This is a genomic window from Virgisporangium aurantiacum (genome assembly GCF_016863635.1).
In the GTDB taxonomy this organism is placed as follows: domain Bacteria; phylum Actinomycetota; class Actinomycetes; order Mycobacteriales; family Micromonosporaceae; genus Virgisporangium; species Virgisporangium aurantiacum.
In genome coordinates, this window is record NZ_BOPG01000071.1 from 91,892 (window position 1) to 107,942 (window position 16,051).

Here is a 16,051-nt window from a genome sequence, read left to right on the forward strand (position 1 = left end):
ATCATCGATCGCCGACGGTCTGCACGGCTGTCGCACCGGACCACGTGAGCACGGCGCCGGCCCAGGTCATCCCGGCCCCGACCGCGGCCAGCAGGACCCGGCTGCCCGCGACGAGCTGGCCGCGCGCGCACGCGGCGGCCAGGGCGTACGGCACGCAGGCCGCGCCCACGTTGCCGATCTCGTCCGCGACGATGACCAGCCGCTCCGGTGGCACGCCGATCTTCGTCGCCACGTTCCGCAGCAGCGACGGATTGGGCTGGTGGGCCACCACCAGGTCGATGTCGGCCAGTTGCAGCCGCTGCGCCCTCAGGCAACTGTCCACAATGGACGGCAGCCGCGCCGCGATGAAATCGCCCACGGCCCGCCCGTCCATGCGGACGGCGTGCGCCCGCTCGTGCAGCGAACGATCGCTGGCCGGCATCCGGCTGCCGCCGGCCGGGATGTTTACCAGATCGACGAGGGTGCCGTCCGAGCCCAACTCGAAACCGGCGAACCCGGTGCCGGCCGGCACCGGCCCGAGCACCGCCGCCGCGGCGCCGTCGCCGAAGAGGACCGCGGTGGACCGGTCGGCCGGGTTCAGGAACTTGGACAACACCTCCACCCCGACCACGACCGCGTGGCCGCCCTGTCCGCCGTTCTGTCCGCCGTTCTGCCCGGCGCGCAGCCAGTCGTGCGCCACCTTGGCCGCGAACAGCCAGCCCGAGCAGGCGGCCGTGACGTCCATCGCGACCGCATTCCGGGCCCCGACGGCCGCTTGCACCCGGCAGGCCGTGGCCGGACCCAGCTCGTCCGGGGTGGAGGTGGCCAGCAGCAGGAGGCCGACGTCATCGGCGCTGATGCCGGCGGCACTCAACGCCGCCCGAACCGCGGCGGCGGCGAGGTCGGACGACGCCTCGTGGGGCTCCGCGGCATGCCGGTTGAGAATGCCGGTCCGCCGCGCGATCCATGCCGGGTCCAGGCCCAGCGGTGCGGCGACCTCGTCGTTGCCGAGCCGGCGGGCCGGCAGGTGTGTGCCCATGCCCAGCACGCCGATCGCGGACGGTCCGGCGGTCACTGCCATGCCGACACCCCGGCGGCGAGGGCGGCGGCATAGTCGACGGCACCCATCGGTGACCGCACCAGCTCGTCCGGGAAGCCCATCACGTCCTGCAACAGCGGCAGGTGCGGGACGACCCGGTCGCACAGGTCGTCCTGGACGGCGGGCAGCGAGCGGGCCACGTCCGGCGCCAGCAGGCCCATGCCCATCAGCGTGGCGGCGTTGCGCCTGGCCTCGGCCACGGCGAACAATCCGGCCAACGGCCGGAGCACGCCGATCAGCTCGGCGTCGGACACGGCGGCGAGCGTGTCGACGACACTGCCCGCGGCCAGCCGGGTGGCGTACGCCTCGCCCAACTCGCGAGCCTCGTCCAGAAGCGGGTTCCACCGCTCGAAGGGCTCCCGCGTGGGTTGCTTCTCGAGCTTCCCGCGCAGCTCCGCGGCGAGCAGGTGTTCCTGTGCCCGCGCCAACCGCAACCACCACCGCGCCGTGCCGATCCGCTCGTGCGCTCCGGGCGCGGCCGGCGCCGCGCCGGATTCCGCCCCGGATTCCTCGGCCAGGGCGCAGCCGGTGTCCATCGCGATCAGGGCATTGCTGCCGCCCGCGGTGACGAAGGCGGTGGTGAACCCGGCATACCCGGCCAGGCGATTGGCGTCGAGATAGCCGTGCAGACCGCTGCGCACCTGACACTCGCCGATGAGACGCGACGCGGTGGCGACCGCGAACCCCTTGAGCGCCGCCAGCGGCCGGCTCACCGAGGCCCACGGAGTAAGCCGTACCGCGCCGGAATCGCTCGCGCTCGCGTCGGCCGCCTGGGTCCACAACGCCCGCGCGCGGTTGGCGACACACGTGACGGCGAACGCGTCGGCGAGCGCGGTCAGCAGCGCCCGCCGTTGCGGCTGGTACGCCAGAACCGGCGAGCCGGACGCCATCCGGCCGAGGGAGACCCGACGTGACGAGTGGCGCAGCGCGAGCACGACGCTCTGCCTGGCGGTTGCCGCGGCCGCGGCGGGCACCGTGGCCCACAGCGCCTGGCCGACGGACAGCGTGCGTTGCAGGCGGCCGTCCGCCGAGCCGAGGGGATCGTGGAAGACGCCGTCCCGATCGATCGAGGCGCTGTCGCGCAGCCAGCGCCTGAACGGCAGCCGTACGTCCCGGAAGGTGACCAGACAGTAGTCCAGCGGCAGGGCACCGAGCTCACCCACCGGGCTGAAGCCGACGCCGGGTCGCGCACCGCGGGCGTCGCACAGGTCGACGAGGAACGCGAACACCCCACAGTCGGCACCGCCGACCAGCAGGCGGGCCAGCACCGCCGCGACCTGCGGCACCGGCGTGTCGACGGCGGCCACGAACTTCGCCGCGCCGGCCTCGGCGGTGTCCAGGATGAATTCCCGCGCGACCGGGTCGAAGCGGGCGGTGGTGCGGGTCCCGACATGACTGCTGGCCGCCCCGACCTCGGTGACCATGTACGCGCCCTTGACCCGGCCGGTCTCCAGGTCGCGTAACTCTTCGCTCAGTTCGGCCGGATCGCCGGACAGCGAGAACACCGAGTTGAGGCACAGGGTGTAGTGGGTCACCAGGCTCATGAACAACGCCGGCTCGGACACCGCGGCCCAGGCGTGCGCGGTGATCAGCCGCTCCGGCTTGTCGAACAGCTCGTGGGCGGGGGGCATGCAGCCGGCCACCCGGCCGAGCAGGTGCGCCATCCGCCGGGTCCGGCCACCGGCGCCGGCGTCCATCGCGGCACCGGCACGGTGTGCGGCGTCGGGCGGTGCGGTCAGGGCGGCCAGGAGTCGCTCGTGCAGTGCCGGGTCGTCGGTGCCGTGGACGATGTGGGCGAGTTCGCGTCGGGTCGGGCCAACTTCGGTCATGGACGGCCCCGAACGGGAACTGCGACGGTGGCCGGTGACGGGGTCGAGAAGATGGCCGGCTCGGCGAGCGTCGGATGCGCGGTCACCGGACCGAGCACGCGACGCACGCTGCGGAGCAGTGAGCGGCCGGTGCCCGCGTCGAGGAACACCGCGCCGTCGACGGCGACCTGCCGCAGGACGTCCGGAACCCGGGCCGGACGCACGAGGCCGTCGACGAGGGCGCCGTGCAGGTCGTCCGTCGACCGGTAGGACCGGCCGGCCACGGCCGAGTACAACGGCACGCGCGGATGGTCGATCGGGATGTCGCGAATGGCCGTCAACAGTTCGGCGGCCCGCGGCGCCAGGCCGGGATGGTGCGAGGTGAACGGCAGCGGCAGCCGGGCGGACCTCAGACCGAGCCCGGCGGCCAGCCGTTCCACGGCCGACAGCTGCTCCACCGGGCCGGCGACGACGGTGCTCGCGTCGTCGTTGACGCAGGCCACCACCACGTCGTCCGCGTCCGCCGCACGCAGCAGTTCGCCCGCACGCGCCTCACCCGCGCCGAGTGCCGTCAGCCCGCCGACACACCGGCGGAGCGTGCGGGCCAGGTGCACGGTGAGCCGCGCACCGTCGGCGATGGTCACGGCACCGGTCGCGGCCAGGGCGGGCAGCTCGCCGAAACTCACGGCGAGCACGCGGTCCGGGGCCCGTCCCACCGAGCACAGCGCGGCGTGGACCGCGACCGATGAGCCGTACTGGACCAGCAGCGACACCTCCAGCGATGCCTCGTGCAGGCCGCCCGCCCCCACCTCCAGCCACGGCCGCACCGGGCCGACACCGTGTTCCCGTCCCACCGCGTCGACCTGTTCGAACACGAGCTCCACCGCCTCGCACACGGCCGGGTACGAAGCGGCGGCCGTGGTCAACGCGCGGATGTCGAAGTCGCCCTGCCCCGGGAAGAGAAGCGTCGTATCCAGGGGATCCTCCACTGTCGATCGATGGCGAGCCTGCTTCCGGCCGAGCATGCCACCGGGTCCTGACGTCGACCTTTCACAGTGCTTTCACGGGAGCGACGCCGGTTACCTGAGCCTTGAGGGTCGAGAAAGGGTCGCGGCCTAGTGTCCAGGCTCCTGAGTGCTCGGACAGGTACGCACAGTCGGTCGGAGAGACCACATGAATCGTCGTCTTCTCACCCTCGCGATCGGTGCTTTCGCGGTTGGCACCGACAGTTTCGTGGTGGCGGGAGTTCTTCCGCGGATCGCCACCTCGTTCGACGTCTCGGTCCAGGCCGCCGGTCAACTGGTCACGGTGTTCGCCCTGTCGTACGCGGTGCTCTCGCCGGTCATGGCCGCGTTCACCGCCCGTTGGCCGCGGAAACGCGTCCTCCTCACCGGCCTGGCCGTGCTGATGGTCGGCAACATCGCCACCGCCGTGCTGCCCACGTTCGGGCTCGCGCTGGCAAGCCGGGTCCTCGCGGGCCTCGGCGCCGCGATGTACACACCCACCGCGAGCGGCGCCGCGGCGGCGCTCGTACCGCCGGAACAGCGCGGCCGTGCGCTCGCCGTCGTGATGGCGGGGCTCAGCGGGGCCACCGCGCTGGGCGCGCCGATCGGCACCCTCATCGGTCACGCGTCCAACTGGCGTATCACGACGGTGTTCGTCGCGGTCCTGTGTGCGCTTGCCTTCGCCGGCGTGGCCTTCCTGCTGCCACCGGTGCCCGGACTGCCGAGCGTCAGCCTGCGCAAGCGCATCGCGCCGATCGGGGACGCGCGGGTGGCGTTCACCTTGCTGACGACGGTGTTCCTGATCGCGGGCCTGCACACCGTCTACACCTACATCAGCGTCTCCTACGACCGGGCCACCGGTGGCGGCGGAACCGCCCTCGCGATCCTGTTGTGCGCCAACGGGGTGGCGGCAACGGTCGGAAACCTCGGCTCCGGCAGCCTGACCGACAGGTTCGGCAGCCGCCGGATCATCAACGTCGCGCTGGCCGTCGCCGCCGTCGACTTCGCTCTCATGCCGTTGACCAGCATGTATTTCTGGACGTCGGTGCTGGCCATCGTGGTGTGGGGGCTGTGCGGCTGGGGCGTGCTGGTGCCACAGCAGCACCGGCTGATTCAGATCTCGCCGGCCAGCGCGCCGTTGACGATCGCGCTCAACGCGTCCGCGATCTATGTCGCCGTGTCGATGGCCGGGATGATGGGCGCCCTGGGAATCAACCTCGTCGGTGCGCACAACCTCGGCCTCGTCGCCGCCGCGCTGATCGCGTCGGGATTCGCGGCGGCGGAACTCGCCCGGTCGCTCATCGCCCGGTCGCTGCGGACCCGGGCCCCTGAGCCCTCGGCGATCCCGATGGTCACCCCGGCGCCGTCGTAGTTCACCGTGCCGGTGGACTGCGCAGGCCGGACGGGAGCGCGAGCTTGGCGCGGAGATCGTCGGCGTTGGGGTGGTCGAGGGTGTCGAAAATCGCCAGGGCGGCCTGCCACGCGGTCCGGGCGGTGTTGCCGTCGCCGGCCGCGTGCTGGGCGTCACCGAGGTGGGTGAGGGCCTGTGCCTCGTAGTAGGGCTCGCCGAGCGCACGGAACAGGTGCAGTGCCCGGGTGTAGTAGTGGGCGGCCCGTTCGTGTTCGCCGTTGCGGAGGTGGGCGTATCCGATGCTGTCGAGGCTGTTGGCCTGACCGATCCGGTTGCCGAGTTGCTGGTACAGGGCGTGCGCCCGCCGGCAGTGGATCAGTGCCTTCCGCTGGTCGCCGAGCAACGCGTAGTACCAGCCGGTGTTGTTGTGGACGTGCGCCAGGCCCCGCTGGTTGCCCGTCTGCTCGAACAGTTGCAGGGCCCGGTGGGAATGGCTGATCGCGGCGGTGCCGCGACCCTGCTGGTCCGCTGTCCAGGCGAGCCGGTGCTCGGTCCAGGCCAGCCCGTTGTGGTCCGCGGTGCGCGCGTGCAGGACCGTCGCGTGGTGCAGGTAGCGGTTGGCGTCGGCGAACTGGTCGAGCCGGGCATAGGCGTGCGCGAGGTCCCGGTAGACGGCGGCCTGGGCGGCCGTGTCGCCGGTTCGGCGGACCGCGGCCAGCGCGATCGTCTGGGTGGCCAGAGCGTCGTGCCAGTGGCCGCGGATGTGCAGGAAGACGATCAGGGTCCAGGCCAGCTGCCAGGTGTGGTTGTGCAGGCCCAGCGCGGCCGCCTGCCGGATGGCGGCCAGCAGCACGGGACGTTCGGCTCTGAACCAGGCCGTTGCCTGCCGGTGTCCGGTGACGGGTTCCGGTGTGACGCCGGGCTGGGCCGGACCCGGCGAGACGTCGTCGCGGTGAGCGGCGATGTGACGCGCGGCGGCGTGTGCCGTGTGCAGGTAGTGGTCGAGGAGCCGCAGTTGTGCGGAGGTCCGCTGTTCGGCGTCGAGCGTTTCGACGAGTTCCGTCGCGTAGCTGCGCAGGAGATCGTGGAACAGGTACCGGTCCGGGGAGTGTTCGGTGAGCAGATTGGCGTAGGTGAGTTCGGACAGCAGGGCGCGGGCGTCGCAACCGGCCAGACTCGCCGCGGCCGCCGCTGACAGGTCCGGCCCGGGATGCAGGGCCAGCAGCCGGAACAGGCGGGCCGCCGCCGGTCGCAGGCGGCGGTACGACCAGGACAGCACCGTGCGCAGGTCGGTGGTCGGGTCGCCGCCGTTGAACCGGTCGAGAGTGTTCCCGGCCGCGAGTTCGGCGTTCAGGTCGGCCAGCGTGAACGTGGGATGGGTGGCGGCGCGGGCGGCGACGATCGCCAGCGCCAGCGGTAGGCGCGCGCACGTCGAGATCAGTGCCCGGGTCGCGGCGGGCTCGGCGGCCAGGCGGTCGGCACCGAGCCGCTCGGTCAGCAACTCGGTGGCACCCGTCGAGGTGAGCAGATCGAGTCTGAGCGGGTGGGCCGCGTCGGTGGCGACCAGCGCCGTCGGCTGATAGCGGCACGTGACCAGAACCAGGCAGCCGGCGGCCCCGGGCAACAGCGGGCGGATCTGCTCGACCGAGGACGCGTTGTCGAGGACGATCAGGATCCGGCGCTGCGCGAGTTCGGTGCGGTACAGGCCGAGTTGGGCATCCGGGTCCATGGGGATCCGGTCCGGTGGCGTCCCGAGGGCGTTGAGGAAACCGCGCGCGGCCGCGGCCGGTGTCACCGGCGGGCCGACCGGATCGAACCCTTTCAGGTTGATGAACAACTGACCGTCCGGAAAACGGTCGGCGACGCGGTGTGCCCAGTGGATCGCGAGGGTGGTCTTGCCGACGCCCGCCGGGCCGGACACCGCGACGACCCGCACCGGTCGTCCGTGCGGGCCGCCCGCCAGCAGGTCGTCCAGTGCGGCCACCGCGTCGGCCCGCCCCGCGATCGCCGCCACCGGCGCGGGTAGCTGCCGCGGAACCGGGCCGTTGTGGTGGCCGGCCGGAGGCGGCTGCGGGCCGGCCGCCGGCGGCGCGGGTCGTGCGGCAGCCGTCGGGGCACGGCGACGCTGTGCCTCCGCCAACCGGTCCCGGGCGTCAGCCAGCGCCTCGTGCTCGGCCGGGCCGGCGCCGAAGAGATCGACAAGTGCGGCGAACCGGTCCGTCGGTGGCAGCGTCTGACCGTTGAGGTACTGACCGATCGCGCTGCGCGCCCACCCGGTCTGCTCGGCCAGGGTCCGGTAGGTGGCGGGCGCGGCCCCGGTGAGCCGCGCCTGCCGGCGTCGCAACCGACGCAGCAGCGCTGCCAGTTCGGCGACGGTCGACACCGCGGACGCGTCAGCGAGCATGAACCGATCGTAGAAGACCGATCTCACCTCCGGCGGACAGCGGTGGACAACGGCGGACAACAGTTGGTGGTCCTGCGCCGCCGACCGCGTGATTGCCGAGGATGGATACGTGACGACGGCCGACGAGCCTGCCGGGACCCCGGTGGGCCAACACACTGCGTCGATCCCGATCCCGGAGCCGATCGCGGCCGTGGTCGTTGTCGTCGTCACGGGCGACGACTCGCCCGCCGCCCGGTTCCAGCGGTAGGCGGGGACCGGTGCTGACGGCGGGTCCGCGCCTGGGTATCGACTTCGGGACGTCCCACACGGTCGCGGTGCTGATGTCCGCCGACCGCGTCCTGCGGCCGTTGCTCTTCGACGGGTCACCGTTGCTGCCGTCCGCGGTGTACGCGGAACCGGACGGCCGACTGCTGATCGGGCGGGACGCGTGGCATTCGATGCGGACCGCGCCGGCGCGTTTCGAGCCGTACCCGAAGCAGCGCATCGACGAGGGTGCGGTGCTGCTGGGCGAGGCGGAGGTGCCGGTCGTCGAGTTGATCGCGGCGGTGCTGAGGCGGGTGGCCGGTGAGGCGGCGCGGGTGAGCGGCGACCCTCCGGTGGAGGCGGTGTTGACGTGTCCGTCGGGGTGGGGCACCGCCCGCCGGGAGGTGTTGCACGAGGCCGCGGCGGGCGTGTTCGCGCGGTCGCGACTGGTGGCCGAGCCGGTCGCCGCGGCCTGTTGTTTCGTGGCGGCGGCCGGCGGCCGGATTCCCGTCGGCGGGTGTGCGGCCGTGTACGACTTCGGTGCGGGCACCTTCGACGCCTCGGTGGTGCGGCGCACCGCGGACGGGTTCGAGGTCCTGGCCGAACGCGGTCTGAGCGAGACCGGCGGTCTCGACATCGACGCGGCGATCGTCGCCCGCCTCGGCGAGACGTACGCGGCGCTCGACCCCGTCCGGTGGGACCGGTTGATCTCGCCCGTCAGACCGGACGACCAACGGCTGCGTCGCACGCTGTGGGACGACGTGCGCACGGCGAAGGAGATCCTCGCCCGCACCACCGCCACGATGGTCCACCTTCCACTGTTCGACGTGGACGTTCCGATCACGCGGGAACTGCTCGACGACGTGGCGAGGCCGATCGTGCAGCGCACCGTCGACGCGACCCGGGCGGCGATCGACGCCGCCGGCGTGCGGGTGACCGACCTGGCCGGTGTCTTTCTCGTCGGCGGCTCCAGCCGGTTGCAGTTGGCCGGATCCATGCTGCACCGCGCCTTCGGCATGCCCGTGACAATCACCGACCAGCCCGAACTGGTCGTCGCCGAGGGAAGTCTGCACGCGGCCGTCGACACCGACACCGACACCGGCGGGCCGGCGACCGACGCCGGGCACCCCGACGCCGGGACGCCGGCTGCCGGGCCCGCACAGCCGGGAGCCGGGTGGCCCAGCGCCGGACCGGAAGTCACCGGTCCGCTGCCGCCCGCGCCGCGCCGACCGGTGCGCACGGCCCGGGTGGCCGCCGCGGTGGTTCTCGCTCTGCTCCTGGCCGCCGTCGGCGTGTGGGTCGGCACGGACCGGGACGGGAAAGGTGATTCCCCGGACGGTGGCCTTTCGCAGGCGCGCACGCTTTCGGCCCCGGCGGCCGACCCGTCACCGTCGCCGTCGCCGTCCCTGCCGTCACCGTCGTTGACCCCGGCGCAGTGCCTCGTCGGCACCTGGCGGCAGACGGCGAACCGCTCGACGTGGACCGTCGGCGGACGCACCGTCGAACTGCAGAGCAGCGGCACGATCAACCGGTTCCGTGCCGACGGCATCGCGGTGGTCGAGTATCTCGGCGCCGGCGTGACCCGCACCGGCACCAGCGGCGGCAACCGGTACGAGATCACCAGCGTGGGAACCATCACGGTCGCCTACGCGGCCAGCGACCACACGATCTACCTCCGGGACGCGACATCCATCGGCACCCTGACGACGAAGGTCAACGGGCGGGTCGTCGAATCCGGCACCATGGTCGCGAGCCTCGAACCGGAGGACTACACCTGCTCCGGCGACACCCTTCGGTTCTGGAACAGCCGGTGGACCATCGACGCGGTCCGCGTCAGCACGACCACGTGACCCATGCCGCGGCGAGCGTCCAATCCGGTTACCAATCGGTCGACAAGATCGGCACCAATCGAGGGTAGCGTCCAACCGTGACCGTGGACGGGCCCGCAGGCAGCACCGGTGCCCGCCTCGATGAGTCGACGCGCCGCGCCGGCGTGAACCGGCCCGCGCCCACCGTGCCCGACTCCCGGGCGGGGTGGTGGGCGGTGGGCATGACGTTCGTCGCGCTGGGTGTCGCGTTCGGGTTCTCGTACAACTTCGGCAGCGTGGTCGCACCGATGCGGGCGTCCCTCGGGCTCAGCGCGGGCCAGGCGGGTTGGGTGTTCTCGGTCTTCCCGTTCACCTTCCTCGCCCTCAGCGGCGTCACCGGAAGGCTCGCCGACCGGTACGGCCCGAGGCCCATGCTCGCCGTCGGCGGCCTGGTTCTCGCGGCCGGGCTCGGGCTGACCGCGACCGCCGGTCATGTCGCGACGGCGGTCGCGGGTTACCTGGTCGTGGGCGTCGGCGTGAGTTGTGCCTACGTACCGTCGGTCGCGAACGTCGGCGCGTGGTTCGTGCGGCACCGGGTGCAGGCGATCGGGATCGCGGTGACGGGCATCGGCGCCGGCACGGTGCTCGGGCCGATCGTCACGGCCGCGCTCGTGGACGCGCTCGGGTGGCGCCGCACCGAGGCGTGGCTCGGCCTCGCCGCCATGGTGGTGCTGCTGGCGTGCGCCGCGGCGATGCCGGTCGCGGCACGCCGTCGACACGCCGACGCCACCTGGACGGCCGGTCGACTGGCCGGTGACCCGATGTTCCGCACGCTGTACGCCTCCGGCTTCGCGATGGGACTCGTGCTGTACGTGCCGTTCGTGTTCGTCGCCCCGATGGCCGAGCAGGGCGGCGTCACCCCCATCCGGGCCGCCGCCCTCATCAGCGTCATCGGGTTCGCGAGCACCGCGGCCCGGATCCTGTTCGGCCTCGTCGCCGGTCGGGTCGGTGTCGTGACCGCCTACAAGGCGACGACCGTCACCATCTGGGCGTCCTTTCTGATCTGGGTGCCGTCCCGGTCGTACTGGGTGCTGCTGGTGTTCGCACTGGTCTTCGGGGCGGGCTACGGCGGCAACATCGCGCTCATGCCGGCGATGCTCGGCCACTACTACGGCATCGACAGCCTCGGCACGGTCACCGGCGTGATGTTCACCAGCGCCAGCGTCGGCGCGCTGTTCGGCGCACCCCTGGCCGGGCTGCTCATCGGCGCTTCCGGCGGGTACCTGCTCCCGGCCGTCGTCACGTTCGCCGTCGCCACGCTGGGCACGGCCGGCCAGGTGTTCCTGCCAAAGGTCCACCGGTCCGGGACGCCGTAGCGTCCGTCGACGCGTGGTGGCGCCGGACCGGCGTGTATCGCGGACGTATCGAAAATCGCATACGTCACCGCAACAGTCCCTGGTCTTCAGTGATGGCCGACCGGCTCGACACCATCACCCCACGCGGAGACCGAACATGAGTGGAAAACTACGGCCGCTGGCCGCCCTTGCCATGGTCGCACTGATGGGTGCGGGCTGTTCGAACTCACCGGCCGAAACCGGCACCGCCAACGACACCGCCACCTCTCGGGAGAGGGCGATGAAGTTCGCCCAGTGCATGCGCGACAACGGCGTGAAGGACTTCCCCGATCCGGGCCCGTCGGGCGAGCTCACCGTCGACGGCGTGTTGAACGGCACGTCGCTGGACCCGAACACCGCGGTGTGGAAGAGCGCCATCAGCGCGTGCAAGGACCTGGAGCCACCGGGGTTCACGGGCCAGAAGAGGAGCGCCGAGGAGCAGAAGGCGGCCCTGAGGTTCGCCCAGTGCATGCGCGACAACGGCGTGAAGGACTTCCCGGACCCCAGCCCGGAGAGTCCGCTGATCGACACGAACCGGATCCCGTCCGCCGCGACGAAGAGCGGCATGGACGCTCTCAACGCCGCGGGGGAGAAGTGCGGCGAATACTCGAAGGCCGCGGGCGTCAAGGCCGACGGGAAAGGCAAGTAGTGAAGCGGAAGACCTGGCTGCTGGCCGCGGCGACCGTGCTGGTCGCCGGCACCGCCGTCGGTGGCGCGGTCGTCGCGTTCGGTCCGACGCGAACGACCCCGACCGCGCAGGAGTCGTCGACGAACACCGCGACGGTGGAACGGGGAAGGCTCTCGGCGATGATCTCCCAGAGCGGGACCCTGACCTACCGGGCGCAACCGAACGGCTCGCCGTACTCGGTGATCAACCAGGCCAGCGGGACCTACACCGAGCTGCCCGCCGACGGCGACGAGATCACGTGTGGCGACGTGCTCTACCGGGTGGACGAGAAGCCCGTGCTGGCGTTGTGCGGCATGGTCCCGGTCTACCGCGACCTGCGTAGCGGCCTCGCGGGCCACGACGTCCGCCAGCTCAACGGGAACCTGCACAAGCTCGGATACGACGCCGCCGCCGGCGTCACCATCGATCCCGCCGACAGCGTCTTCACCTGGCGGACGCAGCAGGCTCTCCGGGTGCTCCAGCACGACAAGGGCATCGGCCTGACCGGAAGGCTCGATCTCGACGACGCGATCTTCCTGCCCGAGGCGGTCCGGATCGCCAAGGTGACCGGCGAGCTCGGCGCACCCGCCCAACCGGGCGCACAGGTCGCGCAGGCCACCTCCGACACGATCGAGGTGCAGGTGGCCCTCGATCCGTCGCAGCAGGGCGGGGTGAACACGGGCGACCCCGCGCAGATCACCCTGCCGGGCAACAGGACGGTCACCGGAAAGGTGGACCGGTTGGGCCGGGTGGCCCAGGTCCCCGCCGGGCAGAACACCAACGCCGGGGACGCCACCATCCCGGCCTACATCAGGCTCGACGACCCGGCGGCGGCGCGCGGTCTCGACCGGGCCCCGGTGCTGGTCGCGATCACGGTCGACGAAGTGGAGAACGCCCTGAACGTGCCGGTCACGGCGCTGGTCGGGAAGTCCGGCGGCGGGTTCGCGGTCGAGGTCGTGCGCCCCGGCGGGCGACGGGAACTGGTCGGCGTGGAACTGGGCCTGTTCGACACCGCCGGCGGGCGCGTCCAGGTCGAGGGCGGCCTCCGCGAAGGCGATCACGTGGTGGTGCCGTCGTCATGAGCGGTGAGACGGTTCTGGAACTCGATGCGGTAACCAAGGTCTACGGTGAGCAGCCGCCGGTGCCGGCGCTGCGGGGGGTGTCCTTCTCCGTCGGGCGGGGCGAACTGGTGGCGATCGTCGGGCCCTCCGGTTCGGGCAAGTCCACGCTCCTGCACGTCATCGGGACGCTGGAGCGACCCAGCAGCGGCGTGGTCCGGATCGGTGGAGCCGACGCGGCGCGGCTGACCGACCGCGAGCTGTCGCTGCTGCGGGCCCGGGAGATCGGGTTCGTCTTCCAGCAGTTCTTCCTGGCCGAACATGCCACGGTGCGGGAGAACGTCGCCGACGGGCTGCTCTACGCCGGCGTCCGGGCCGCCGAGCGGTACCGGCTCGCGGATGAGGCGCTCGAACGGGTCGGCCTCTCCGATCGCGCGACGTTCAAGCCCAACAAGATCTCCGGCGGGCAGCGGCAGCGGGTCGCGATCGCCCGGGCTCTCGTCGGGCGTCCGGCGATCGTTCTCGCCGACGAACCGACGGGGAACCTCGACAGCACCACCGGGGCATCGATCATGGCGCTCATCCACGAGCTCAACGCCGCGGGCTCCACCATCATCATGATCACCCACGACGCGGGTCTCGCCGATCAGCTCCCTCGCCGGATCCGACTGCTGGACGGTCGGGTGGTCTCCGACACCGGCGACGGAGAGCGGCCATGAGCGCCAACAGCGGGCGCCTGGGGTTCCGGGACGGGCTGCGGGTGGCGAGTGTCGGGCTGCGCGCCCGGCCGCTGCGCGCCGCGCTGTCCGCGCTCGGAATCGCGATCGGAACGGCGGCGATCGTGGGCGTCCTGGGGCTGTCCTCCTCCTCGCAGGCCGGGCTGCTCGCGGAGATCGCCCGGCTCGGCCCGAACATGCTGACCGTCGAGGCCGGGACGAGCCTCTCCGGGGGTACCGCACAGCTGCCCCGCGAGGCGCCGGCGCGGATCGCGCACCTGGACAACGTCCAACTGGTGGCACACACCGCCCTGATGAAGGACGACAACGTCTACCGGAACCCGATGATCCCGGCGGCCAACACCGGTGGACTCCAGGTGCGGGCCGCCAGCCTGAACCTGCCCGCGGTGCTCAGAACCGTTGTCGCACGCGGCACCTGGCTCAACGAGGGCACCGCCCGCGAGCCGGTCGCGGTGCTCGGTTCGACCGCCGCGGAGCATCTTGGCATCGACCGGATCCACCCTGATCAACGGATCTGGCTGGGCGGCCAGTGGTTCAACGTCGCGGGCATTCTGGAGCCCTCGCCGCTGGAACCCGAGATCGCCAACAGCGCCCTCGTCGGTTATCCGGCCGCACAGCGGTACCTCGGCTACGTCAGCCTGGTCGGCGGTGAGGAGGAGACCGGCCCGCCGAGCTCGATCTACGTGCGCGCCGACATCGATCATGTCGCGGCGGTGCGGTCGCTGCTCGCGGAGACCGCCAACCCCGAGGCGCCGTACGAGGTGGCCGTCAGCAAGCCCTCCGACGTGCTCACCGCCCGGGCCGCGGCCGCTGGGGCGTTCGACAGCCTGTTCCTCGGACTCGGGGTGGTGGCTCTGATCGTGGGTGCCGTCGGTGTCGCCAACATCATGATCATATCGGTCCTGGAGCGCCGCTCGGAGATCGGCCTGCGTCGGGCCCTCGGCGCGACGCGGGGTCAGATCCGGACCCAGTTCCTCGCGGAGTCGATCCTGCTCGCCGTCGGCGGGGGCGTCGTCGGCGTGCTGGCCGGGGCCGCGGCGACCGCCGTGTACGCCGGTTCGAAGAACTGGGCCGTCGTGATCCCCGTCGAGGCGTGGTCGGGCGGCATCGTCTCGGCCATCCTGATCGGCGCGTTGGCCGGCCTGTTGCCGGCCCTTCGAGCGTCCCGGATGCCACCGACCGTGGCGTTGCGGACGGTGTAGCCCATTGCCGGTCAGCCGGGTTGGTAGATGCCCACGACGGCCTGGCCGGACCGGGCGGTGAACGGGCCGGATCGGAGGATCTCACCGCCGACGCGTGGTTCGTACCTCGCCTCGGGCGTGCCGACCCGGACGGTGATGGTCATCGGCTCGTTCAGGCGGACCGGGGTGTCCGCCTGGATCATGTTGTGAACGTGCTGCCACCAGCGGCGCTGCTCGTCGTCGGTGGCTGGTCGGTCGGGAAGGGCGGACCGGCCGGATTCCTGGTTGCAGGTGGCGACCCCGTAGGGCAGGCGGCTGCCGTTGATCAGGATTTCGATCTGGTACTCGGTGGGGACGGGGGTGGTGGCGCAGTCCATGGAGATGGAGAAGTTCCATTGCCGGGGGGTGAAGAGCAGCGTGAACTCCCCGTGGCCCGGTGACAGCGGTTCGAGCTTCTGCAGGACGAGGGACTGTCCGCGGTTGTGGGCGGGCAGCGTCAACGGCGGGGCCGAGGTGGGTGGCGTGGCCGATTCACCGACGGTCGTCGGCGGTTCGTCGGTGGTCGCCGACCGTGGCCAGGTGATCGCGGTACCGGTCAACGCGGCGAGGGCGAGGACGGTGCCGGCTGCCGCGGCGCCCACCCTTCTGTTCCGGCGCCGGACGAGCCGGTGTCGGATCTGGTCGAGGTGCCCTGCCGGGACCGCCCGGCCCCGGCTGCGTTCGTCCATGAGGTCGCGGAGCGTGTCGTCGAGTGACATGGGTTCCTCCTCGGATCAGGCGTGGGTGCGGGGGAGCTGGGCGTCGGCGGACGGTCGGTACGGGGAGACGACCGCGCGGAGCCTGGCCAGGGCACGGCTGGCCTGGCTGCGTACGCCTCCCACCCCGATTCCGAGCACGTCGGCGATCTGTTCGTCGCTGAGGTCCTCGAAGTAGCGCAGCACCAGAACGGCCCGCTGACGCGGTGGGAGCTCGCCGAGCTGTCGCCACAGCCGGTCGCGCTCGTCGACGGCGTTCGTCTGGTCCGGCGTCCGCGGGCTGGCCGCGTGGTCGACGAGGTCACCGGCGGCGATCTCGCCGATCCACCGGCGTCGTCGCCAGGACAGGTGTGTCGTCACCATGACGCGCCGGACGTAGCCGTCCGGGCTGCCCGAGTCGAGGCGGTCCCAGGCCGACCACGCCTTGACCAGCGTCGTCTGGACGAGGTCCTCCGCGATCTGCCAGTCCCGGGTGAGCAGGTACGCGAGGCGCAGCAAATGGGGTGACCGCGCGGTTACATACTCGTCGAAGCCCGTCCGGTCCCGCACGATCGCCTCCGTCA

General features: G+C 72.0%; 14 protein-coding genes. 8 read left to right on the top strand and 6 right to left on the bottom strand.

Annotated elements, in window-relative coordinates; all coding sequences use genetic code 11:
* Position 1: 1 nt before the first annotated feature.
* Genes Vau01_RS46685 through Vau01_RS46695 form a run of 3 tightly spaced genes read right to left on the bottom strand, consistent with a single transcriptional unit; the run spans position 2 to position 3,875 of the window.
* Positions 2 to 1,060, bottom strand: a complete 1,059-nt coding sequence (locus tag Vau01_RS46685) for a 3-oxoacyl-ACP synthase III family protein (RefSeq protein ID WP_204007040.1) — start codon at positions 1,058 to 1,060, stop codon at positions 2 to 4.
* A complete protein-coding gene (locus Vau01_RS46690; RefSeq protein WP_204007042.1) occupies positions 1,051 to 2,907 on the bottom strand; it encodes an acyl-CoA dehydrogenase family protein in 1,857 nt (618 codons plus the stop codon). The genes Vau01_RS46685 and Vau01_RS46690 overlap by 10 nt, the downstream gene beginning before the upstream one ends.
* A complete protein-coding gene (locus Vau01_RS46695; RefSeq protein WP_204007044.1) occupies positions 2,904 to 3,875 on the bottom strand; it encodes an acyltransferase domain-containing protein in 972 nt (323 codons plus the stop codon). Before Vau01_RS46695 ends, Vau01_RS46690 begins: the two co-directional genes overlap by 4 nt.
* Before the next feature lie 184 nt (positions 3,876 to 4,059).
* On the opposite strand from Vau01_RS46695, the gene Vau01_RS46700 reads away from it, so the two are divergent.
* Positions 4,060 to 5,262, top strand: a complete 1,203-nt coding sequence (locus Vau01_RS46700; protein WP_204007046.1) for an MFS transporter — start codon at positions 4,060 to 4,062, stop codon at positions 5,260 to 5,262.
* A gap of 1 nt (position 5,263) precedes the next feature.
* Here Vau01_RS46700 and Vau01_RS46705 read toward each other — a convergent pair whose 3' ends face one another.
* On the bottom strand, positions 5,264 to 7,645 hold the full coding sequence (locus tag Vau01_RS46705) for an ATP-binding protein (RefSeq protein WP_204007048.1): 2,382 nt from the start codon (positions 7,643 to 7,645) through the stop codon (positions 5,264 to 5,266).
* 109 nt (positions 7,646 to 7,754) lie between these two features.
* Here Vau01_RS46705 and Vau01_RS46710 point away from each other — a divergent pair, with 109 nt between their 5' ends.
* From Vau01_RS46710 to Vau01_RS46740, 7 genes are all read left to right on the top strand, one after another.
* Positions 7,755 to 7,892, top strand: coding sequence for a hypothetical protein (locus tag Vau01_RS46710; RefSeq protein WP_204007050.1), 138 nt, complete (start codon positions 7,755 to 7,757; stop codon positions 7,890 to 7,892).
* Positions 7,893 to 7,902: 10 nt separating this feature from the next.
* Entirely contained in the window at positions 7,903 to 9,738 is a 1,836-nt protein-coding gene (locus Vau01_RS46715; RefSeq protein ID WP_204007052.1) for an Hsp70 family protein, read from the top strand.
* 77 nt (positions 9,739 to 9,815) lie between these two features.
* The gene (locus Vau01_RS46720) at positions 9,816 to 11,072 is read left to right on the top strand and encodes an MFS transporter (protein ID WP_204007054.1); all 1,257 of its coding nucleotides are present in this window, start codon (positions 9,816 to 9,818) and stop codon (positions 11,070 to 11,072) included.
* Positions 11,073 to 11,208: 136 nt separating this feature from the next.
* Positions 11,209 to 11,739 carry a hypothetical protein gene (locus Vau01_RS46725; RefSeq protein WP_204007057.1) on the top strand — a complete coding sequence of 177 codons (531 nt, stop codon included), beginning with the start codon at positions 11,209 to 11,211 and terminating at the stop codon, positions 11,737 to 11,739.
* Positions 11,739 to 12,839 (top strand): efflux RND transporter periplasmic adaptor subunit, encoded by a 1,101-nt coding sequence (locus Vau01_RS46730; RefSeq protein WP_204007059.1) that lies wholly within the window; start codon positions 11,739 to 11,741, stop codon positions 12,837 to 12,839. Before Vau01_RS46725 ends, Vau01_RS46730 begins: the two co-directional genes overlap by 1 nt.
* Entirely contained in the window at positions 12,836 to 13,534 is a 699-nt protein-coding gene (locus Vau01_RS46735; protein WP_204007061.1) for an ABC transporter ATP-binding protein, read from the top strand. Before Vau01_RS46730 ends, Vau01_RS46735 begins: the two co-directional genes overlap by 4 nt.
* Complete coding sequence (locus tag Vau01_RS46740; RefSeq protein WP_204007063.1) at positions 13,531 to 14,754, top strand: ABC transporter permease; 1,224 nt, start codon at positions 13,531 to 13,533, stop codon at positions 14,752 to 14,754. The genes Vau01_RS46735 and Vau01_RS46740 overlap by 4 nt, the downstream gene beginning before the upstream one ends.
* An 11-nt stretch (positions 14,755 to 14,765) precedes the next feature.
* Here Vau01_RS46740 and Vau01_RS46745 read toward each other — a convergent pair whose 3' ends face one another.
* Both Vau01_RS46745 and Vau01_RS46750 read right to left on the bottom strand, forming a co-directional pair.
* Entirely contained in the window at positions 14,766 to 15,491 is a 726-nt protein-coding gene (locus Vau01_RS46745) for a hypothetical protein (RefSeq protein ID WP_204007065.1), read from the bottom strand.
* Positions 15,492 to 15,506: 15 nt separating this feature from the next.
* Complete coding sequence (locus Vau01_RS46750) at positions 15,507 to 16,037, bottom strand: SigE family RNA polymerase sigma factor (protein WP_204007067.1); 531 nt, start codon at positions 16,035 to 16,037, stop codon at positions 15,507 to 15,509.
* Between the last annotated feature and the right edge of the window lie 14 nt (positions 16,038 to 16,051).